Origin of the sequence: Peribacillus sp. NJ11, from assembly GCF_030348405.1 — a bacterium.
GTDB lineage: Bacteria > Bacillota > Bacilli > Bacillales > DSM-1321 > Peribacillus.
The window spans coordinates 602,308-622,752 of record NZ_JAUCFO010000001.1 but is presented as its reverse complement, the minus strand read 5'-3'; the positions used below and the strand labels follow the sequence as shown (position 1 = coordinate 622,752).

Below are 20,445 nucleotides of genomic sequence, written 5' to 3'. Positions count from 1 at the left end.
CTTCCGCCGACTGGCCTGATAAAGGCTGTTTTAAGTGTTTTGTGCAAATAAAAAAACTCGCCCCTGAAAATCAGGGACGAGTTTGTGCTCGCGTTACCACCCATATTCCGCACTTCATTAAGAAGCTGCGGCACTCAGTCAACGTACGAATTCATACGTGATCCATTGTAACGGCGGAAACCCGTCAAAGCCTACTGCATTTTCAGCTTTGCACCTCAGAGATGATTTTCGGATAGGCCTTGGACATCGACTTCCACCACATGTCGACTCTCTGTGGAACAGGGTTCTCATCTTACTCTTTCTCTTCATAGATTTTATAATATAAAGATAATTTAGCAAATTCTGATTATGAAGTCAATATAATTTATCATCATTTCGTTATTTAAGGAGCAGGAAATTAGTCCCTCGTTGGCGAAACTTCCTTTATTCAGAGGTGTTTTTTGCAAAAAGAATCGGATATAACTCCCTATTATCTTTCTAACCGCAACTATATTATAATAGAAGCAGAACACTAAAGGAGACAACATTATGTCTGAAAATAAAAAGTTAAGCCTGGCGGATGCAGTCAAACAAAAACTGGCTCAAAAGCAAGCAGGTTCAAGTAAAGATAAACTGGAAACCGGCGTTGTGAAGAAAACGAAACAGCTTAAAAGCCAGTTGACCAAAAAGCCGAATAACCAACGTAAGCGTACAGGGGTATAATCCTAATTTGTCAAAGGACAACGACTGTTCGGAGCTTATCAGAGAGCAGTTACCTTTCATGAATGAAGGTACTGCTTTTTTATATGAACGTTCAAATGGGATTTTAGTAATGAGTGAAAGGTTCTAGTGTGACTTCGTATATTTACCATTTATTAGGTAGTTGGAAGGTTGGACTCCTGGTAATTCAGTGGTAAAAAGAATGCTTCGCCCACTTTTTCAAAAGTCGGTAAGGCTAAAAAAACATTTTTTCTCGAATATGGGAATGACATCTCTGTATCTGTTTATTAAAATCATTACAGTTCCACTTGTTTCTGTTTTAAAATTGTAAGAGTGGTGACATGTTGTTACCATATTGTTTTGTTAAAATAATATTTTAAGGTTTTGTAAATAATTTTTTAACTAAAGGAACCTATAAAATTGCATGGAAGGTCTTCTGGAAGGCTTATCAAATCGGTGATTATCCTTTAATTGAAAATATGAAATATATCGGGGGAATAAAGATGGACGAACGGCTGATCGGGAAAAAATATTATGAAACGATGATTGAGGATACAAGGAAGCATCCCATTCAAGCTTTGGGTGAAATGTTTCTCGTGGAACAAAAAAAGGAAAGGGCGGATTTAACCGCAATTCGCTTTGCTCAAGGTGAAGTATACTTTCAGCACCATGACTATGAGGCAGCCATTTTCAAATGGGAAAACATAGAAGGTGAACTTGGTTCATGGGCGAAGAAAAACATCGCCGATGCTTATTTTGAACTGGAAATGTATTCAACCGCGGAGGATATTTATAAATCCGTCGATACGAATGAAGCAGTTTTGAAAACGGAGGTTCTATTGCAACTGTTTTCCCTGTACATAGTGGAATCTAGAAATGATTTGGCTTCCAAAGTCGTGAAAGAAGCAGTCGAGTTTCAACCTGACTACCCGAATGTCACGGAAATAGCACGCGCCTTTTTTGAAGAACAAAAGGATTGGAACAGTGCAGTGGTATTAGCGGCAAATGAAAGTATCCGGACAGAATCAATGGGCTGGTTCGATGTGCTTAAAACGTATATCCAGCAGGGTGTTGCCCAATCGATGGATCCGGATTATTTTTCAACTGTCCTTGGTTCGCTATACACACTGGACCAGGATCGCTTCGAAAAAGTGACGGTTGCACTTTGGAAAAATTATAAATATACGGATTCTTATTTTGAATGGCTAAGAGTGATTAATAACTTGATAGATACCATCGAATTAAACCAAGGGGATGTATGGGATGAGCTTTCCGTCTATTACAGGGATGCATATGCAGGTCTATTAGAAGGAACGCACCTAATCAAAGATTTAAGCCCCGTCGTGCCAAGGTTGCTGGAAAATTGGCTGAAAATCGCAGATGGGGAGCTTTCGCTGTTTGCAGCGGCATCCGCGTTGTCCTGGAATGAAATCTTCCCAGATACGATTAATGCGCTTGTCATTCAGGATGCAGAAAGCCTGTTGGCAAAATCGCCTAAATTGGGAGGCGGACTGGAAGCGGGAGAGAAACTGTTCAATTCCATTATCCAATGGGCTGAAGAGAATGATTTAAGGGTTGGCAATAAGCTTAAGTGGATGGTCGAAGGGCTTAAGGATACTAATAATTTCAATCTTCTTCTTGTGGGAAGTACAGGAAATGGCAAGACATCCTTCATTCAGTCAATTGTTGGCGAGAGCATTGCTGCCGAAGATCATTCATCCCTAGTCAGTGTCAAAGACGGGGATGATTTGGAAATCCTAGAGATTACAGATACAGATAGCAAAGTGGTCATGGAGCTGGCTGAATTGGATGAAACACGCCGTCAGCGCGGGACTATTGTCGATGTGACGATTATCAGTGACTACCTTAGAAATAATGGTCTGCGATTATTGGATACACCGGGGTTCAATGGGGAGAAAAGCGTGGAATCCGATTTCCAAGGCTACTTACATGGCAGTGATGGCCTGATGTTCGTTCTTGATGCCAGGGCGCCTTTCACCGGCAGTGAACGGGATCTATTATTGGAAATTCAAATGATGGCTCCGAAACTGCCTATCCATTTCTTATTGAATAAAATGGATACGATATATAGTGATCAAGTCGCAGTCCGGATGGAAGACGAAACATGGGATAAAGTGAATGCATATTTCCCGAATGCGAAAGTATTCGCTTTCTCCAAACTTTATGACAGCAAGCAGCAGTTGAAGGACCTTTCAGCATTCCTTCAATCGAATTATCAAGATGATAATTGGAAAGAAAGAAGATCTGAAAAAATCCTAGCGTTCATTCGTAAAACTTTATCTTATCTGTTAGAAAAGCGGGCAGCCAATGAACGGAAATGCGAGCATTCCATCTCTTGGAATGAACAGATGGAGGTCAAACTGAATGGTGCGGTCAATCAACTGGCGGATTTGGAAAAAGAAAAAAGTGAAAATATCATAAGGTCTTATCGTTCGCTTAAGGATGAAGTGAAAAATCAGCTTTCTTCTAAAATTCCTGAATTGCTGAGGGATTGCTCTAAATCGTTAACGGAAAGCAGTGATTTCAGTCAGGTCCATGTACAGTTAAACCAGGAAATGAATGAGCGGATTCAAGCATTCATTTCTGACAAGATCATGCCTCAATATTACCGTTCTCTTCAGGATTGGATTGCCAGTTCCCAAATGGAGTTCTCACAAAGCCAGCAGTTTATGGATGAAATGAGTGCCGGTTTCAATGAATTATACAAAGAAGAACGGATCACGCTGGCAGGCGACTTTAGGGTATTGGATGACTGGCGCCGTGATGCCGACCGGATGACAAGCAGTATCCGCATCGAAAACGTTAATATCCTTTTGCGCAGAACTCCATCGCAATTGCTGCTTAAAGGAGCAGGGAAGCTGTTTGGGGCGATACCGCAAAATAAAGCCAATATGTATAATCGTTATAAGAAATACCTGGAAAGTGAAGATTACCTGGATGTTGCCGAAATGATCACGGAACGTTTCCTTACCCAATTTGGATTGTTTGAAAAATCTTTGGATCGGGACATCTCACTTTTCTATCGCAGTTCCTTTGCCTTACTTCAAAAAACGATAGAGCAAACGCAGACAGAAATCAAAGACTACCAGGCTGCATTGGAGCATATGAAAGAAAATCCGGAAGTTTACCGTGACCCGATCACTTTGTTCGAAGTGAAATTACGTCAGTTGGAGAGACTTGAAAAAATCGAGAAAAAGCGTCTAGCCCAGTTGCAAAGAAAATGAAAAATAACGGGGAACATTTCAAATATTCGAAAAACTATTGACTTTACGACTATATCCCTATAAAGTGATAATTACGAAAAACGTAACACAATATATTCTCTTATCAAGAGTGGCGGAGGGACTGGCCCTAAGATGCCCAGCAACCGTTCCATTAGGAATTGGTGCTAAATCCTGCAAAACAGAAATGTTTTGACAGATAAGAGAGGGATAAGTCTGCAAAACAGCTGATTAAACCTCTCTATATTAATAGAGAGGTTTTTATTTTGGGATTTACACCAACTTAACTGATAAGACTAATAAGAAAATATGGAGGGGAACAAGATGAGAAGGTCTATTAAAGGGATATTCATTTCAGCCATGGCTTCGGCTTTGCTTTTAACGGGTTGCTCTACAGGGCAGAGTTCCACAGAATCGAAGAAAGAAGAAAAAGTATCATTTGAAAATGTCCCGGAAAGATTTGCTAATGGGGAAGGAGCCAAAATCAAAGTGATCCGTAAAATTGGCGGTGATGATCATACGGCCCAATACTTAGCAGGAGCGAAGGAAGAAGGAGAAGCACTGGGGTTTCAAGTGGATACATATACAGCCAATGGTGATACGGCTAAATTTCATGATGCGATCGCACAGGCTTTGCAGGAAGATTATGACGGCTATATCATCTCCCATGGTGATGATGCAGCAACAGTGAATGACGTTCAAAAGTTGGTTGATGCAGGCAAAAGCGTTGTTACATTCGATTCAATAAGCGATCTAACTAAAATAGAAGGCGTAACATTAACATCACAGGATGATGAAGCGTTGGCAACACTGGCTCTTGATAAACTGATAGAAGAACAGAAAGGTGAAGCGGCAATTGCGTATCTTTGGGTGGATGGTTTCCCTCCAATGGTAAGAAGAAATGCAGTTTATCAGGAAAAATTAAAAGAAAACCCTGGAATTAAAGAAGTCGAAAGATTCGGAGTGGCGTCTGCAGATACTTCGGTTCAAACACAAAATGCTGTAGCCGCAATGCTGAATAAATACCCTAAAGGTAAATTGGATGCCATTTTCGCAACATGGGATGCCTTCGCTATCGGTGCCGCCCGGGCAATTAAAGAAGCGGGACGCGATGAAGTGAAGATATACGGAATTGATGTGTCGAATGCAGACCTTCAGGAAATTCAATCAGCTGGCAGCTCATGGTCCTACACGGCAGCAGTCGATCCCAAGTTGATCGGTGCAGTGAATATGAGGATATTGGCGAAAAAATTAGCGGGAGAAGAAACGCCGCAAACCTATGACTTAGAGGCTTCACTTATTTCACAAAAGGAAATCCAGGCTTCAAAAGAAGCTGTAAATATGGCAAATCTGTCTGGTATTGTCGAAGGATGGGGTGTATCAGCGGAATTTGAAGAAGATTGGATGAAAGTTTTGAAAGGTCATTACAAAAAGTAAAAGGGGACACTCTCTTTCCAGTGAAGGGAGTGTCTGTTCAATAAGGGGGAATGGACATGGGCACGCAACTAGAAATGAAGAAAATCTCGATTGAATTTCCGGGGGTGAAGGCGCTTAGTGAAGTTGATTTTTCTGTACAATCAGGGAAAGCCCACGCATTGGTCGGTGCTAATGGAGCAGGGAAATCGACGTTAATGAAAGTTTTATCGGGAGCCCATGTTCATTATTCAGGTGACATAGTCATTGATGGGGTGAAGCAGGATATCCGCTCACCAAAAGAGGCGCAGGAACAAGGCATTCAAATTGTTTATCAGGAAGTGGATACGGCCCTCATCCCTTATTTAACCGTTGGGGAAAATGTGATGTTGAATGATATGGTCCAAAACATGGGAAAAAAACAGATGGTCCAATGGAAAGAGCTGCACAATAAAGCTTCTTGTATTCTTGAAGATATGAAAATTCGTGTCCCTTCGAAAAAGCTGGTAAGAGACCTTACCTTGGCTGAAAAACAGATGGTCCTGATAGCAAGAGCCGTTTCGACAGAATGCAAATTCCTGATTCTCGACGAACCAACTGCTCCGTTAAGTCATACGGAGACGACAGAGCTTTTTCGAATTGTAAATGAATTGAAGCAAAAAGGCGTGGGAATCATTTTCATTTCACATCGTCTGCCCGAGATTTTTGAAATATGTGAGGAAATTACGGTCATGAGGAATGGGGAGCGTGTCACTTGTCGAAAAATGGAAGACATCACCCGTAACGAAGTGGTAGAGAATATGCTCGGGAAAACCATGGAGGAACAGTTCCCTGAAGTGAATTCTTCGATTGGCGACGTTATTCTTGAAGTGAAGGGATTGTCAGATGCAGAGAAAGTTAAAAATGTTAGTCTCCATATTAAAGCAGGAGAGATAATCGGCTTGGCAGGGTTGGTCGGGGCTGGGAAAACGGAGCTGTGTAAAACCCTTTTCGGTCATACTTCGATCACAGCGGGTGAGGTCATCCTGAATGGCCGAAAGCTTTCTTTGAAATCACCGCACCATGCAGTAAAAAGCGGCATGGCACTTGTACCTGAGGAACGCAGGAAAGAAGGGATCCTTGTTCAGGAATCGGTCGCGGCGAACTTGACTGCAGCCAGTATCGGCAAATTCTGCAGAACATTCGGTTTCGTGGATCTTAAGGCGGAAAAGGAAAAGGCGAAAGAAATGATCGCCAGTATCGGAATTAAAACTCCTTCCGGGGAAGTGAAGGTCGAAAACCTTTCAGGCGGTAACCAGCAAAAGGTTGCCATTGGAAAATGGCTTATTGCCGATGCGGATGTTTACATATTCGATGAACCGACGAAAGGGGTCGATGTTGGAGCCAAGAAGGATATTTTCGAATTGATTGCAAAGCTTGCGAGGAATGGAAAAGCGATCATTTATGCCTCATCCGAGCTTTCCGAAATCATTGGCATTACCAACCGGACATATGTGTTATATGACGGGAGCACTGTCATCGAATTCGAAACGAACAAAACGAATGAAGAAGAACTACTATTCTATTCAACAGGAGGAAAATAGGATGAGCGTACCCATTCCTGTTACACAGACAGCGAAAGCAAAGAAAAAGGTGGAACTATTCGACTTTTTCTATAAATACGGCACAATATTGACGATTATCATTCTGATTGGAATTTTTGCCGTGTCCAATCCATCTTTCATTCAAACTACTAATCTGATCAACATCCTGCGTTCCATTTCAATCGTGACCATCATTGCGATCGGCATTACGATATCCCTCACGGTGGATGGCTTCGACCTTTCCGTCGGTTCCGTCGCATCATTGGCCAATGCCATCGTCATATCAATGTTTGTCTGGTTTTCGCAGGATACATTTATCGCCATATTAGCTGCGATCGGTGCCTCACTTGTCGTAGGGGCTTTAAATTCGTTCATGATCGTTAAATTGAGAATTCCCGACATGCTGATGACATTGGCCACCATGTTCATTATCCAGGGAATTGCCCTTACCTATACAAAAGGGGCCACGGTTTCGCAAAATATGGTCATGCCCGATGGAACCTTCGCAACAGGTCTGATCAGCCCGCTTTTCGCCAAAATTGGCCAGGTACCCTGGATAATCCTGATCATGGCAACCATTGTGATAGCGACCCATATCTTTTTGACTTATACGAAGCATGGTCGTTATATGTACATTATTGGCGGAAATAAGGAAGCGGCAAGACTTTCCGGGATATCGGTTAATAAATACAAAGTTCTTGCCTATCTGCTTTCGGCTCTATTAGCTGCAATTGGGGGGATTGTCCTTGCTTCAAGGGTCATGACATCGGAAATCAATTCAGGGTCCCCTTATTTAATGGATGCCGTTGCAGCAGCCTTCATTGGTTCCTCCGTTTTAGGAGCGGGAAAACCGAATGCCTTTGGAACCTTCGTCGGTGCAGTCCTGATCGGAATCCTTCAAAATGGGCTGATCATGATGTCAGTTCCGTATTATGCGATGGATATCGTCAAAGGAACAGTGCTGGCCCTTGCGCTCGCGGTAACCTATTACAAACAAAAACACTAAAGTGAATCCGTCACGTTAATATGACTATATGATAAGTTGCATGTGGATGATATAAGAGACTGGTAACTCGTGGTGAGTTTTAACGAAAGAATAAGAAGATAGGGAAAGAGGGTTCTTTTTAACCCTCTTTCCACACTAATTTCCAATATCCAAATTTTTAAAAAGTAATTACACTCACTATATTTTGTTTTTATAAATGACTTTGTTAACATCGTGTCTTACTGTTTTGTGACCTTCTTTAATTCCTTTCCCCATGGCAATAAGCATAACATCTAAATACCTATCAGAAATTTTTAAGGCTGACTTTAATTGTTCGGAATCATACCCGGACATTGTAATGGTTTCAAGACCTGCCTCGTTCGCTAATAAAACTAACGACATTGACGCCAGGCTTGCGTCTCTTATTAATTCAACCTTTAAATCTTCTTTTGACTTATTTAGATAATAATTGATTGCCGCGTTTGTTAGATAATCTCTTACTGATGCGTCAAAATAACCTTTTTGAAACTCATCCTCATGTATCATTATGATATTTTCTTTTTCAAATGCTTGATAATCACCTAGTATAACAATCAGTACTGATGCTTCAATTACCTGTTGCTGATTAAAAGCAATGGGCAGTAACAAATTCTTTAAATATGGTTCATCTATAACCAGGTATCGTGTTGCTTGAATATTGTTACCGTTAGGCGATTTACTGGCTCCTTCAATAAATGTCGCCAACGTTTCTGGACTAATTTTATAATGGGGATCATACTGCCTTACTGAACGTCTTTTTTCTATAATCTCTCTTACACTCATCGTGTTCACTCCCAATGTTATATTTGCTTCATAATCAGAGTATAATGGACCATGATGTGGTAGAAAATAACGCACAATAAAGTGGCATAGCCACCTTTATGTGCCTATTCAGGAGGAATGAGTAATGAAGAGTCTAAATACTGGAATAAATATTTTCATGAATACTGTAGGAGGAAAGTGGAAATGTTTAATCCTCTTCTTTCTGAGTCAAAAACCAATGAGGACGAAAGAGTTTTATATTCTAATACCGGCCATTACCCAGAAAGTCTTAACCGACCAATTAAAGCAGTTGGAAAGAGATGGGCTTGTCCGAAGAGAAGTATATAAAGTAGTACCACCAAAGGTAGAATACAGTTTAACTGAGTTAGGTCAATCCTTTGTACCTGTATTAAATACAATGTGTGAATGGGGCAATACATATGCAGTCGAACAAAACCTCGAAAGACAAGAACAAATCTGCCGTCATCATAAATAAGTAAGAACTGCATGATGTGTGTTGCCTTACTTCAACTAGGAGTATGGCTTTTTTTTGACAAGATCAGTGATGGGAAGCAGGATTTATTCAAGCTTTCAATATAATTGTAAGAAATACGTTATTAGAGGAAATGTCTTGAAGATGAACTTTTTGGCAGTCTCTCTAGAGATTGTATTAAACTAACAGGTGCTTTACTTTAAAGTAGTTGTTTTGCCGAGCTCTTTTTCTTATGGTTTTAAAGGAACAGGTAGTTGCATAAGATTTTTTTTACTTTATAATTAGTACCAGGTATTAATATCAGTTATAAAAATGATGCAATTCATAAACACGAGGTGGTTATTTTATGTTCAAATCCAAAGCACGTATTACTGCGATAGGTTCTTATGTTCCAGAAAAAAGGTTAACGAATAAGGACTTAGAAAAGATGGTTGAAACCAATGATGAATGGATTGTTAAACGTACTGGTATTAAAGAGCGAAGAATTGCACATGAAGAAGAGTTTACTAGTGATATAAGTTATAAAGCTGTAAAGGATTTAATGGAACGGTATGATAAATCTGTCGAAGATGTTGATATGATTATTGTCTGTACCTTTACACCTGATTTCAACACGCCAAGTGTAGCTTCTTTAGTCCAAGCAAAGCTAGGTATTAAGAATACTGGAGCTATTGATTTAAACGCTGCTTGTGCAGGATTTACTTATGGGTTGCATGTAGCTAATGGATTAGTAACATCTGGTTTAAATAAGAAAGTTCTTGTTATTGGAGCTGATACTTTATCTAAAATTATGGACTATGAAGATCGAGCCACTTGTATTTTATTTGGAGATGGTGGAGGAGCAGTTCTTGTAGAATATGATGAAAAACAGCCAAGTTTTATTTCTTCACATTTATATTCGGAAGGAGAAGGCGGAAAAAATTTATATAGTACAAACCTATCGACACGTATAAATGGTGAAGACTTGAATAATAGTGGTAACCTTGTTCAAAATGGACGTGAGGTTTATAAATGGGCTGTTACTACTGTTCCAAAAGGAATGCAAACTGTGATGAAAAATACTGAATTTCATTTGAATGATGTTGATTGGTTTGTACCGCATAGTGCAAATTTAAGAATGATTGAGTCAATATGTGATAGAAGTGGCTTTCCAATTGAGCGTACTTTATATAGCTTAGTGGAGTATGGAAATACTTCTTCAGCAACAATACCATTAGCTTTAGATATAGGAATAAGAGAAGGGAAGCTCAATAATGGTGAGAAGATTTTATTATATGGTTTCGGTGGTGGGTTAGCACAAGCAGGATTGCTTATCAATTGGACCCTATAACACTTTTTTCTACTACTGATCAGCAGCTTTGTTCTTATTGATCTAAAGGGCCAGTTTAAGTTAACAAGGATAATAAAATAACAAAAGACACCGTACCAATAGGTATGGTGTCTTTGAATTATCTTAAGGGAGTTCAAAATCTCCAAATGGGCGGAAGCCCGCCTTTAGTAAGAAGTTTGGGTTGGTTAGTGATAAGTGAACAGGGCCAAAATATCATGTTTACTCCAATATTTAGTGGGAATGCTATTTACAGTATATATCCCTGAAATTTGAGGAGGAAATTTTAACATGCTTGATGCTAAGACCATAGAAATCGTTCAGTCAACAGCACCTGTTCTCAAGGAACATAGTAAACCAATAGGAAAGAGATTTTATGAATTACTATTTTCAAAAGCTCCTGATTTGTATAACCTTTTTAACCAAACGAACCAAAAAAGAGGAATTCAACAAGAGGCCTTGGGATATGCTGTCTATGCTGCAGGTGAACATATTACGAACCTTGAAGCGATAAAACCTGTAATTAAAAGAGTTACTGAGAAACATCGTGCCATAGGGGTCAAGCCTGAACAGTATCCGGTTGTAGGTGAAACGTTGCTTCAAGCAGTTAAAGATGTGTTGGGTGACGCAGCCACAGATGAAATCATAGAGGCATGGGGAAAGGCCTATGGCTATATTGCAGATGCCTTTATTGATATTGAAAAAAACCTTTATGAGGAAACAGAACATCAGCCTGGTGGATGGGAAGGATATCGAAGCTTCAATATCGATAAAAAGATAAAAGAAAGTGATGTGGTAACCTCCTTTTATCTAAAACCTACAGACGGAAAACCCATTGCCTCCTACCATGCTGGGCAATACCTAACACTTAAGGCTAAAATTCCTGGCGAGAAATATACGCACATACGCCATTACAGTCTTTCGGATTCACCTGGAAAGGATTACTACCGAATTAGTGTTAAACGTGAAGATGCCCATGGAGATGCTCCAGCTGGAATTGTATCTAACTATTTACATAGACAGCTGCAAGTTGGAGATACGCTGCAATTTTCTGCTCCAGCAGGTGACTTCGAACTGGATAACACCGATTTACCCGTTGTTCTAATTAGTGGCGGTATTGGCATTACACCTTTGCTTAGCATGTTAAATACCATTATAGAAAAGCAACCACAACGTCAGGTTACGTTCATCCATGCAACAAGCAATAGTCAAACACATGCTTTTAAAGATCATCTGCCACAAATAGTGAATGAACATCAACATATAAAATCATTTGTAGTCTATGGTGCACCAACAGAAGCCGATCGAACCTCTGGGCATTTTGATAAAGAAGGATACGTTGGTTTAGACTTCCTGCAATCTATCGTTCCATCAAAAGAAGCTAATTTTTATTTCTGCGGACCTATTCCTTTTATGGAAGCAATCAATGAGGCCCTAAATAAATGGAGTGTATCGAAAGACCGTATTCATTATGAAGTATTTAGTCCACTCGCTATTTTAGGAGAAAAATAAGTAAACTATATTTGTGGATAAAAAAGGATCTTTCATTGAAGTGAACCCAAAAAGTTAGACACTTTATTTACTTAGGCAGCCTTGAGGGCATGAACCCGGAAATCTACCGGGCTCATGCCTTTTAATTTTACCTTGATATGTTCTTCTAGTGCTTGTTTGAAATGCTTTCTTTCTTGTACAATAGATTTATGTTTTTTCCTTACCCACCTAAAATAGCAATAATTGTAATTTCTTTTAAAGGAAATGCCCTTACAAACTTTAGGGATACCAGAGGAAAGAGATTGATCATTTTATAAAAACTGTACATTAAATCACAAAAAAAGAATCCATCTTTTTTCAAAATGGATTCTTTTTATTTTTCCTTATATTGGGAGAGGGAAATCTTTTGAGCAAACTTAGTTTCAATGCCAGAGGTATAGCCCGATATCTCCTTTAGGAGTCTTATCATAAAGAAACAGTACCTTTGAATTTTAGGTTCTGTTCATTTTCTATTTGAACTTTTGCACTTCTTCATTTCCCTCGAATTTGTTGTCTTTCAATATGCCGATTTCTTCAATATGGTTTCGCGCCGTTTCATCGCCAAATTTATAAATGAGGGCATAAAGCTTTTTCATGTCTGCATCATATTTATCATTTGCCCGGTCATGATGATAGAGAAGGTATGGCACATGTGAACGGGCATATGCCTCCAGGTCATCAGTCCGGTGTTCCTCCAAGCATTGTTTCAATTCTGCAAGTTCCTCATCAGTTGCGTGTACAGTGAAGCTCGGGTTCTCTTCAAGTTTTTGTCCGAGTACATCGCCGCTGACCAAATCAACATGATAGGTCTGTTTTTCCTGCATCATTCTGCTCATCATCCTTTCAAGCGTTTATCTATTCTGTACCACTATTTGTAAAAAGTTAATCATAAAAGTAAACATTTCCTTAATGAAAATGATAGGAAATAGAGGTATCGAATTTCATATCAAATGGTATAAGATGGATTTATAGAATGATATGGAAGAGTAACTTTGAGGAGTGATATTGTGAAGAGGTCAATCATGGTTATGTTTATGGTGTTGATTGCTTCAGGCTGCGTAACAAGGAATTATGATTCCAATATGGATTTAGGGAAAAGTCAGTTGAATGAGGAAAATTATTTAGAAGCCCACGAGGCATTTGAATTAGCTTATAAAGAAGCAGAAACACCGGAAGCAAGAGAGTTAATGGATCTTTCAGGTTTTCTGGCGAGTGGAATGAAGAAATACGACGAACAGGATTTTGATTCGGCCAAAAGAGATTTTAAAGAAGCAACCGCATATAAAGCAAAATATCGGGAAGGGAAACTAATGGTTTTAAAGGCGGTGGAAATGCACCCGGTATCAGACTCCGCCACGTTAGAAACAGTAGAGGGAAATGACGAAGTGGAACCGGTGGAGGAAGCAAGTGAGGACGGGACCATTGGATCCAAAGTAGATGATAAGGCGGCAACGGATTCAAAAGGAAAAGTAGAAACGGTAAAAAGCAAAGAAGGGAGTAAGGATTCGGCTAGTCCCTTAAGTAAATCTCAGGCGGAGAAGCTAGTGAAGGATTACGTGGACATGAAAAACTTTCCACATTTGCAAATCGAATATGATCATGATGCCGAAAAGGGAGATTACATTTTTCAAGTGTTCGAAGTGGATGCAGGCAGTCAGAAAAATGGCCACAAAGCTACTTGGGGCTGGTATGGTGTGAATAAGAAGACAAAAGAAGTGTATGAAGTCATGTAAGGCTATAATGTCGAATTGAAAGGGTCCCCTGTGGAGGCCTTTTTATTTTGCCGTACTGCAAATATCATATAGCTGGATTCGATAATTTTTTGTGAAAAGTGGCCTTATTCTTTATTTCTTAAGAATTTTTTAATATTTACTGTTTATGATTGAGCCAAGTAAAGGACAATCATAGGAGGGATAATGATGGAGAATAATAATGGCGATGAGCAAGTCAGAGTGAAGACAGAACGGAAAAAGGGCAAGTCTATTTGGCTAACTGGCCTTGTTTCCGGAACGGTTGCTTCTATGGTTACATCAACTGTATTTTTATTTGGCGGGGACTTTATAGATCAAGGGAAAAGTTCAGTGAATGAGTCAAGTCAAACGGCAGGTGTAGAGCAAACGGAAAGCGGTGAAAAGGATGGGAGTGTCACGGCAGAAAAGTTATCGACTAGTACGGATTCTAATGATAGGGCAGAGATGGTTGAATCAGCATCCAAATCGATAGTAGGGGTCGTGAATTTACAGGAGATTCAAAACCGGTACCCATACCAGCAGCAAAGCACGGGGAGCGAAACGGTTGAGAGCGGCACTGGTTCAGGGGTCATTTATAAAAAAGCTAATGGGAAGGCCTATATCATCACGAACAATCACGTTATTGAAGGAGCTAAGGAAGTCGAAATTTCATTGTATGATGGGAAAAAGGCAACGGCAGTGGTTGTCGGGGCTGATGCATTGACGGACCTAGCGGTTTTGACAATTGATGCCTCGAAAGCACCTGAGGGAATTAAATTCGGGAATTCTGATAGCATGCGTCCAGGTGAAGAAGTATTGGCGATCGGTAACCCTCTTGGACTTGATTTTTCACGTTCCGTTACACAAGGGATCGTCAGTGCTACCGGACGCTCCATTTCAGTCGATACATCGGAGGGGGAGTGGGAACTTGATGTCCTTCAAACAGATGCAGCGATCAACCCTGGCAATAGCGGCGGCGCATTGATCAACACCGCTGGGGAAGTGATCGGCATAAACAGCTTGAAGATTTCCGAAAGCGGTGTGGAAGGCTTAGGGTTTGCCATACCAAGTAATGATGTGATTCCGATTGTTACGGAACTGATTGAAAACGGAAAAATCACGCGACCGTATTTAGGAGTAAGCTTGGCCAGCATAGAAGAACTGCCACAGTATTATATTCAAAATGTTCCTGAAGCTGCAAAGTCGGGTGTCATGGTTACGAGTATAGAAGCGGGGTCGTCAGCGGCGAATGGAGGGCTTAAGCAGCAGGATATCATTGTGGAGATTGATGGAACGAAAATAAAAACGACAGCAGAATTAAGGAAAATTTTATACACAGATAAGAAAATCGGCGATAAAGTAAAGGTTAAAGTCTATCGGGGGACTGAAGAGAAAACGGTAACGATAACCTTGCAAAACTCATAGATAGAAGGAAGGCCTCTGATTGATCATCAGGGGTCTTTTATTTGAAAATGTAGTTAAAAAGTTTTTAATAGTATTGAAAGTGTTGATATCGGAAAAAATGATAGTGTATTTATACTGTTTATCAGATTTTTCATATAGTCTCGAATACCTAAAAGTGAATAGCGGCGTCTTCTATTTGTCAAGGTTTACATTATAGATATGTTAAAAAATAGAAAAGATTTGACAAATTTGTGAAATGTCATAAAATAGAAAGAAAGGGGATGAAATTATGGAAGCTAATCAGAAGATGTTGGATGCAGTGAAATGGGTATCGGGCACAGGTTGCGTAATCGGAATTATTATTTTTGCTTTAAGTTTTTTTGTAAGCGATTACAATAAGGATTATATATTTACCGCTGTTGGAATCGCCATCACACTAAGCGCAGCTGCCATTTTTCTAGTTGGTATATTTTTTGTCCTGACAGAAGAAATGGTAATGAATACACATAAAGGCCAAAGAATTGAATCGGAAACGACTAAAATCATAAAAATGAAATCAAAGGCTAAAACTCAAACAAAAAGAAGTACAGAATTCAGTAACTAAAACGAGGAATATAGCGTAATAAACTGGCTTTCTATCATCAGATTCACTTGTATGGATGAACAAAACGAGTTGTTCGTTGGCTTGCAGAATCTTAGCCAATTTAACCCCAAGTATTGAATGCGCTTTCATTCCGTGTGTTGCTTGTACATCCAAACCAAACTGCCTGCACGCCAGGAAGTTCTCACCTTCAATTTTAAACTATATCCACGAGAAAAGGACACTTTTAAAAAGTCCTTTTTTCGTGGATTTTTTTATGTGTTTTTACCTGAAGATACAAAAGGGAAGCACGTATCAATATGGGGGTATTGAGTAAAGGGTTTCCAAAAGGTGGAGTTGATTGAACACCAAATGTACTTTTTAAAAAATGGTTTTTGGCCTGTCCTCTGACTGATAAACTTGAACAGTTGCAACAGGTTGATTGACCCCTGAATTACTTCACCCCACGACTACTGCTAAACGGCTGTTTAGGAATACTGACAGGGCAATAAAATAAGTATTGCGAGGAGAAAGAACCCAATTACATTTCACACTCGTTGTTTCCTTATATATATATAGTATTGACCTGTGTTGGATCATTAGGGTATTGAAGCATGGATGCAAGATTGTGTACAATGCGGCTACCATTTAAAAACTTCCATGGCCGAGTGAAAAAAATCCGCTTTAAATCATGTTTTCCAAAGATAGATACCTAATTAACAGGATAGGTAATATAATTCATAATCTTTATAAGTCTTGAGGCAATAAACGCGGTGAATATAATGTGAAAATTTTATTTCATTATATTAGAGTAATATTAAACGGAAAGTGGATCAGTTCTATCTGCAATCCTGTACTGATAAGTGAAGTTTCTGTAGGTAAGTTATTAAACATTTATTATATTTCATTTGCTGAAGATTTTCGAACATTTCAGTTCATTTACCATCTTCTTACTGCTCTTTAATGAACTTTATGTGACAGATGTCACTTTATATTGTCTTTTTTTAAACTTGGGATTAATATTGGTATGTCGGGATTTGTGAACATGGTAACACTTTGTCCGAATAATTACCAATAGGAATTTTATTATGTAAGAAAGGGGTAGTACTATGAAAATAAAATGGGCTCTATTAACTATACTTTTTACAATTGCCACTGTGCTAACCGGTTGCGATAACCCATTAATGGTCTTGGACCCTAAAGGGCCAGTAGCTGCAACACAAGCAGATGTTATTATGATTTCGATATGGACAATGGCCTTTGTCGTCCTTGTCGTTATGGTACTGTATATCTTCATGATAATGAAATATCGTGCTTCCAAACAGCGTGATGATTATGAACCACCTCATATTGAAGGAAGTAAGGTTCTTGAAATAATTTGGGTAGCGATCCCAATTTTAATCGTCGCTTTCCTATCCGTTGTTACTGTTAAAACAACAAATGAAGTTGAGGCAACACCTAAAGGATACGGAGATCAAGAACCTTTAATTATTTACGCTTCATCTTCCAACTGGAAGTGGCATTTTAGTTATCCGGAAGAAGATATCGAAACAGTTAACTATCTGTTTTTACCGACTAACCGACCAATTGAATTTAAACTTTATTCATATGGTCCAATCTCGAGTTTCTGGATTCCACAACTTGGAGGACAAAAATACGCGATGTCGAACATGGTTAATACGTTGCACTTAGCAGCTGATGTACCAGGAGAGTATATGGGTCGAAATTCAAACTTCAGTGGTTCAGGTTTTGCTCAGCAAACGTTTAACGTTAATGTACTGTCTGCAAAAGAATACGATAAATGGGTAGATGAAATTAAAGCTACTGCTGAACCGATTACTGAGAAAAAATTCAATGAATTATTAGAACCTGGTCATGTGGGACAATCCACTTACACTGGAACTCACTTAGAGTTTTCTCCAGCTCCTGAAGGGGAACATGCTGGTCATGGTAACCACGGATCTTCTGATACTGAAGAAAGTGATTCCAAGGATTCACACGAGGAACATTCAGAACACAGCAACATGAATCATGATCACTAAGAATTAATTTCGTTCGATAAAACATCTAGGTTTACAAGATAAGGAATATTTTCCTGAAAGGAGTCACAAAAGTATGGATTACTTTGATCGATTTGCCGTACCTCATCCAAGTCCTGCGATTTATGCATCCATGGTTGCCATTGGCTTAACCATGATTGCGGTTATTGCCGGAATTACCTATTTTAAAAAATGGGGTTACTTATGGCGTGAGTGGTTAACAACGGTTGACCATAAACGTATTGGTATCATGTACATCTTGGCAGCACTGCTTATGCTCTTCCGTGGTGGCGTTGATGCCCTCATGATGCGTGCTCAAACGGCTATTCCAGATAACGGTCTTTTGGATGGGCAGCATTATAATGAGGTATTTACAACACATGGGGTTGTCATGATCCTGTTCATGGCTATGCCATTTATCATTGGGTTAATGAACATTGTCACACCATTACAAATTGGAGCGCGTGACGTAGCATTCCCACGTCTAAACGCAGTAAGCTTCTGGTTATTCTTCATGGGGGCAATGCTATTTAACATCTCTTTCGTAGTTGGTGGTTCTCCTGATGCAGGTTGGACATCTTACTTCCCGCTGGCAAGTAATGATTTCAGTGAATCAGTTGGTTCGAACTATTACGCGATTGCAATTCAAATAGCTGGTATCGGTACATTACTGACTGGTATCAACTTTATCGTAACAATCTTGAAAATGAGAGCACCTGGCATGAACTTAATGAAAATGCCAATGTTCACATGGTCTATCTTGATCACAAACTTCATTATCGTTTTCGCTTTCCCTGTATTGACAGTGGCACTTGCGTTGATGACAATGGATCGTCTATTCGGAACTCAATTCTTTACGATGGCCAATGGCGGTAGCGATATGCTTTGGGCGAACTTGTTCTGGGTTTGGGGACATCCTGAAGTTTATATAGTAATACTTCCAGCTTTCGGTATTTACAGTGAAATCATTTCGACATTTGCACGTCGTAACCTGTACGGATATAATTCGATGGTTATCTCCATGGTAGCTATTTCTACTCTATCTTTCATTGTATGGGCTCACCATTTCTATACAATGGGTCACGGTGCAATGGTTAATGGTATCTTCTCGATTACCACAATGGCAATTGCCGTTCCGACCGGTGTTAAGATTTTCAACTGGTTGTTCACACTTTGGAAAGGTAAAATCGTTTTTACCGTCCCAATGTTATACTCGTTAGCTTTCATTCCGATTTTCACTCTCGGTGGGGTAACTGGGGTTATGCTTGCAATGGCGAGTGCTGACTACCAATACCACAATACAATGTTCTTAGTAGCTCACTTCCATTACGTTTTAATCCCTGGTACTGTATTTGCCGTACTTGCTGGTTTTACGTACTGGTGGCCAAAAATGTTTGGCTTCATGTTGAGCGAAAAAATTGGGAAATGGTCGTTCTGGTTCATTACAATCGGCTTTAATGTAACATTCTTCCCGATGTTCATCACTGGTTTAGATGGGCAGGCACGTCGTATGTATACGTACTCTGAATCAACAGGCTATGGTCCATTGAATATGCTTTCTTTCGTTGGAGCAATTGGCTTAGCAATAGGTTTTGCACTTATTGTGTACAATATTTATTGGAGCACTCGTTATGCATCAAGAAATATTTCAAACGATCCATGGGATGCACGTTCTCTAGAGTGGGCTACCCATACACCAATTCCAGAATATAACTTTGCAATTGTGCCTACAGTTGATTCTACAGAAGCATTCTGGGATTCTAAGAAAAAGGGCTTTAAATTATTTGGTGGTAAAGTAGAAAAGATTCATATGCCAAATAACAGTGGCGTGCCGTTTATCATGAGCTGTATCTTCTTCGTTTGGGGCTTTGCAATGGTATTCAGCATGTGGATCATTGCAATCATTGCAACGATCGGTATCTTTGCTTGTATGATTCACCGTTCATTCGAAAAAGATCACGGACGTTATATCTCTGTTGAAGAGATCGAAGAAACTGAAAATAAATTGCGAGGTGCTAAGTAATGAAAATAGATAACTCGCTGCCACTAGAATATAGCACGGAAGAAAATCGCTTAAAGATTTTTGGATTCTGGATTTTCCTTGGGGCAGAAATAGCTCTTTTCGCTACACTGTTCGCCACTTATTTTGTATTAGTTGATGGAACTGGAAATGGTCCAACAGGGGAACATCTTTTTAAAGTCCCAACCTTAATGTTTCAAACAATCTTTCTTTTAACTAGTAGTTTTACCATAGGTCTTGGAATCAATGCAATGAGACTTGGCAGGCAGAAAGCAACGATTGGTTTCTTCATTATCACCCTTATTCTTGGTTTAGGCTTCTTGGGAGTCGAAATTTATGAATTCGTGGAGTATGTACATGAAGGAGCAACCATTCAAACAAGTGCTTTCTTATCTAGTTTGTTTACATTACTAGGTACGCATGGAGCTCACGTTACACTTGGTTTATTCTGGGGAACCTTCATCGTCATGCAGATTAAAAAGCGCGGTATGACTCCAGAAACAACAAACAAGGCTTTCATCTTTTCACTTTACTGGCATTTCTTGGACGTTGTCTGGATCTTCATCTTCAGTTTCGTCTACCTGAAAGGAATGATGTAA

The 20,445-nt window shown here is 39.6% G+C and carries 16 protein-coding genes, 1 riboswitch and 1 other annotated feature; of the genes, 14 read left to right on the top strand and 2 right to left on the bottom strand.

Annotated features, from left to right (window positions below; genetic code table 11):
- Nucleotides 1–69: 69 nt before the first annotated feature.
- Nucleotides 70–318: a binding site (T-box leader), on the bottom strand.
- Between the two features lie 210 nt (nucleotides 319–528).
- The 5 genes from QUF86_RS03100 to QUF86_RS03080 all read left to right on the top strand — a co-directional run bounded on the left by QUF86_RS03100 (nucleotide 529) and on the right by QUF86_RS03080 (nucleotide 7,943).
- Entirely contained in the window at nucleotides 529–702 is a 174-nt protein-coding gene (locus tag QUF86_RS03100) for a hypothetical protein (protein ID WP_164468807.1), read from the top strand.
- Nucleotides 703–1,202: 500 nt separating this feature from the next.
- The gene (locus QUF86_RS03095) at nucleotides 1,203–3,944 is read left to right on the top strand and encodes a GTPase domain-containing protein (RefSeq protein WP_289333596.1); all 2,742 of its coding nucleotides are present in this window, start codon (nucleotides 1,203–1,205) and stop codon (nucleotides 3,942–3,944) included.
- A 97-nt stretch (nucleotides 3,945–4,041) separates the two neighbouring features.
- A riboswitch (SAM riboswitch) is annotated at nucleotides 4,042–4,147 on the top strand.
- Nucleotides 4,148–4,265: 118 nt separating this feature from the next.
- A complete protein-coding gene (locus QUF86_RS03090; protein WP_289333595.1) occupies nucleotides 4,266–5,378 on the top strand; it encodes a sugar ABC transporter substrate-binding protein in 1,113 nt (370 codons plus the stop codon).
- Between the two features lie 56 nt (nucleotides 5,379–5,434).
- Nucleotides 5,435–6,937, top strand: a complete 1,503-nt coding sequence (locus tag QUF86_RS03085; RefSeq protein WP_289333594.1) for a sugar ABC transporter ATP-binding protein — start codon at nucleotides 5,435–5,437, stop codon at nucleotides 6,935–6,937.
- A 1-nt stretch (nucleotide 6,938) separates the two neighbouring features.
- Nucleotides 6,939–7,943, top strand: a complete 1,005-nt coding sequence (locus QUF86_RS03080) for an ABC transporter permease (protein ID WP_289318154.1) — start codon at nucleotides 6,939–6,941, stop codon at nucleotides 7,941–7,943.
- Between the two features lie 177 nt (nucleotides 7,944–8,120).
- On the opposite strand, the gene QUF86_RS03075 is transcribed toward QUF86_RS03080, so the two are convergent.
- Nucleotides 8,121–8,744: a nitroreductase family protein gene (locus QUF86_RS03075; RefSeq protein ID WP_251431985.1), complete on the bottom strand. Its 624-nt coding sequence runs from the start codon at nucleotides 8,742–8,744 to the stop codon at nucleotides 8,121–8,123.
- A 124-nt stretch (nucleotides 8,745–8,868) separates the two neighbouring features.
- On the opposite strand from QUF86_RS03075, the gene QUF86_RS03070 reads away from it, so the two are divergent.
- From QUF86_RS03070 to hmpA, 3 genes are all read left to right on the top strand, one after another.
- Nucleotides 8,869–9,219 carry a winged helix-turn-helix transcriptional regulator gene (locus QUF86_RS03070; RefSeq protein ID WP_289318153.1) on the top strand — a complete coding sequence of 117 codons (351 nt, stop codon included), beginning with the start codon at nucleotides 8,869–8,871 and terminating at the stop codon, nucleotides 9,217–9,219.
- A gap of 343 nt (nucleotides 9,220–9,562) precedes the next feature.
- The gene (locus QUF86_RS03065) at nucleotides 9,563–10,546 is read left to right on the top strand and encodes a ketoacyl-ACP synthase III (RefSeq protein ID WP_289333593.1); all 984 of its coding nucleotides are present in this window, start codon (nucleotides 9,563–9,565) and stop codon (nucleotides 10,544–10,546) included.
- Between the two features lie 288 nt (nucleotides 10,547–10,834).
- A complete protein-coding gene (gene hmpA, locus QUF86_RS03060; RefSeq protein WP_289333592.1) occupies nucleotides 10,835–12,055 on the top strand; it encodes an NO-inducible flavohemoprotein in 1,221 nt (406 codons plus the stop codon).
- Between the two features lie 488 nt (nucleotides 12,056–12,543).
- Here the strand turns inward: hmpA and QUF86_RS03055 are convergent, their stop codons facing one another.
- Nucleotides 12,544–12,900: a hydrolase gene (locus QUF86_RS03055; protein ID WP_289333591.1), complete on the bottom strand. Its 357-nt coding sequence runs from the start codon at nucleotides 12,898–12,900 to the stop codon at nucleotides 12,544–12,546.
- A gap of 195 nt (nucleotides 12,901–13,095) precedes the next feature.
- Between QUF86_RS03055 and QUF86_RS03050 the strand changes: the two genes are divergently transcribed.
- The 6 genes from QUF86_RS03050 (at nucleotide 13,096) to qoxC (ending at nucleotide 20,445) form a co-directional block, all read left to right on the top strand.
- A complete protein-coding gene (locus tag QUF86_RS03050) occupies nucleotides 13,096–13,806 on the top strand; it encodes a hypothetical protein (protein ID WP_289333590.1) in 711 nt (236 codons plus the stop codon).
- Between the two features lie 186 nt (nucleotides 13,807–13,992).
- On the top strand, nucleotides 13,993–15,228 hold the full coding sequence (locus tag QUF86_RS03045) for a S1C family serine protease (protein WP_289333589.1): 1,236 nt from the start codon (nucleotides 13,993–13,995) through the stop codon (nucleotides 15,226–15,228).
- A gap of 268 nt (nucleotides 15,229–15,496) precedes the next feature.
- Nucleotides 15,497–15,811 carry a hypothetical protein gene (locus tag QUF86_RS03040; RefSeq protein ID WP_289318147.1) on the top strand — a complete coding sequence of 105 codons (315 nt, stop codon included), beginning with the start codon at nucleotides 15,497–15,499 and terminating at the stop codon, nucleotides 15,809–15,811.
- A 1,085-nt stretch (nucleotides 15,812–16,896) separates the two neighbouring features.
- The gene (gene qoxA / locus QUF86_RS03035) at nucleotides 16,897–17,829 is read left to right on the top strand and encodes a cytochrome aa3 quinol oxidase subunit II (RefSeq protein WP_289318146.1); all 933 of its coding nucleotides are present in this window, start codon (nucleotides 16,897–16,899) and stop codon (nucleotides 17,827–17,829) included.
- A gap of 73 nt (nucleotides 17,830–17,902) precedes the next feature.
- A complete protein-coding gene (gene qoxB, locus QUF86_RS03030) occupies nucleotides 17,903–19,849 on the top strand; it encodes a cytochrome aa3 quinol oxidase subunit I (RefSeq protein WP_289333588.1) in 1,947 nt (648 codons plus the stop codon).
- Complete coding sequence (gene qoxC, locus QUF86_RS03025; RefSeq protein WP_289318145.1) at nucleotides 19,849–20,445, top strand: cytochrome aa3 quinol oxidase subunit III; 597 nt, start codon at nucleotides 19,849–19,851, stop codon at nucleotides 20,443–20,445. Before qoxB ends, qoxC begins: the two co-directional genes overlap by 1 nt.

Coding starts and splice junctions, on each gene's coding strand:
- QUF86_RS03100 (WP_164468807.1), top strand. CDS start 529: ATGTCTGAAAATAAAAAGTTAAGCCTGGCGGATGCAGTCAAACAAAAA.
- QUF86_RS03095 (WP_289333596.1), top strand. CDS start 1,203: ATGGACGAACGGCTGATCGGGAAAAAATATTATGAAACGATGATTGAG.
- QUF86_RS03090 (WP_289333595.1), top strand. CDS start 4,266: ATGAGAAGGTCTATTAAAGGGATATTCATTTCAGCCATGGCTTCGGCT.
- QUF86_RS03085 (WP_289333594.1), top strand. CDS start 5,435: ATGGGCACGCAACTAGAAATGAAGAAAATCTCGATTGAATTTCCGGGG.
- QUF86_RS03080 (WP_289318154.1), top strand. CDS start 6,939: ATGAGCGTACCCATTCCTGTTACACAGACAGCGAAAGCAAAGAAAAAG.
- QUF86_RS03075 (WP_251431985.1), bottom strand. CDS start 8,744: ATGAGTGTAAGAGAGATTATAGAAAAAAGACGTTCAGTAAGGCAGTAT.
- QUF86_RS03070 (WP_289318153.1), top strand. CDS start 8,869: ATGAAGAGTCTAAATACTGGAATAAATATTTTCATGAATACTGTAGGA.
- QUF86_RS03065 (WP_289333593.1), top strand. CDS start 9,563: ATGTTCAAATCCAAAGCACGTATTACTGCGATAGGTTCTTATGTTCCA.
- hmpA (WP_289333592.1), top strand. CDS start 10,835: ATGCTTGATGCTAAGACCATAGAAATCGTTCAGTCAACAGCACCTGTT.
- QUF86_RS03055 (WP_289333591.1), bottom strand. CDS start 12,900: ATGATGCAGGAAAAACAGACCTATCATGTTGATTTGGTCAGCGGCGAT.
- QUF86_RS03050 (WP_289333590.1), top strand. CDS start 13,096: ATGGTTATGTTTATGGTGTTGATTGCTTCAGGCTGCGTAACAAGGAAT.
- QUF86_RS03045 (WP_289333589.1), top strand. CDS start 13,993: ATGGAGAATAATAATGGCGATGAGCAAGTCAGAGTGAAGACAGAACGG.
- QUF86_RS03040 (WP_289318147.1), top strand. CDS start 15,497: ATGGAAGCTAATCAGAAGATGTTGGATGCAGTGAAATGGGTATCGGGC.
- qoxA (WP_289318146.1), top strand. CDS start 16,897: ATGAAAATAAAATGGGCTCTATTAACTATACTTTTTACAATTGCCACT.
- qoxB (WP_289333588.1), top strand. CDS start 17,903: ATGGATTACTTTGATCGATTTGCCGTACCTCATCCAAGTCCTGCGATT.
- qoxC (WP_289318145.1), top strand. CDS start 19,849: ATGAAAATAGATAACTCGCTGCCACTAGAATATAGCACGGAAGAAAAT.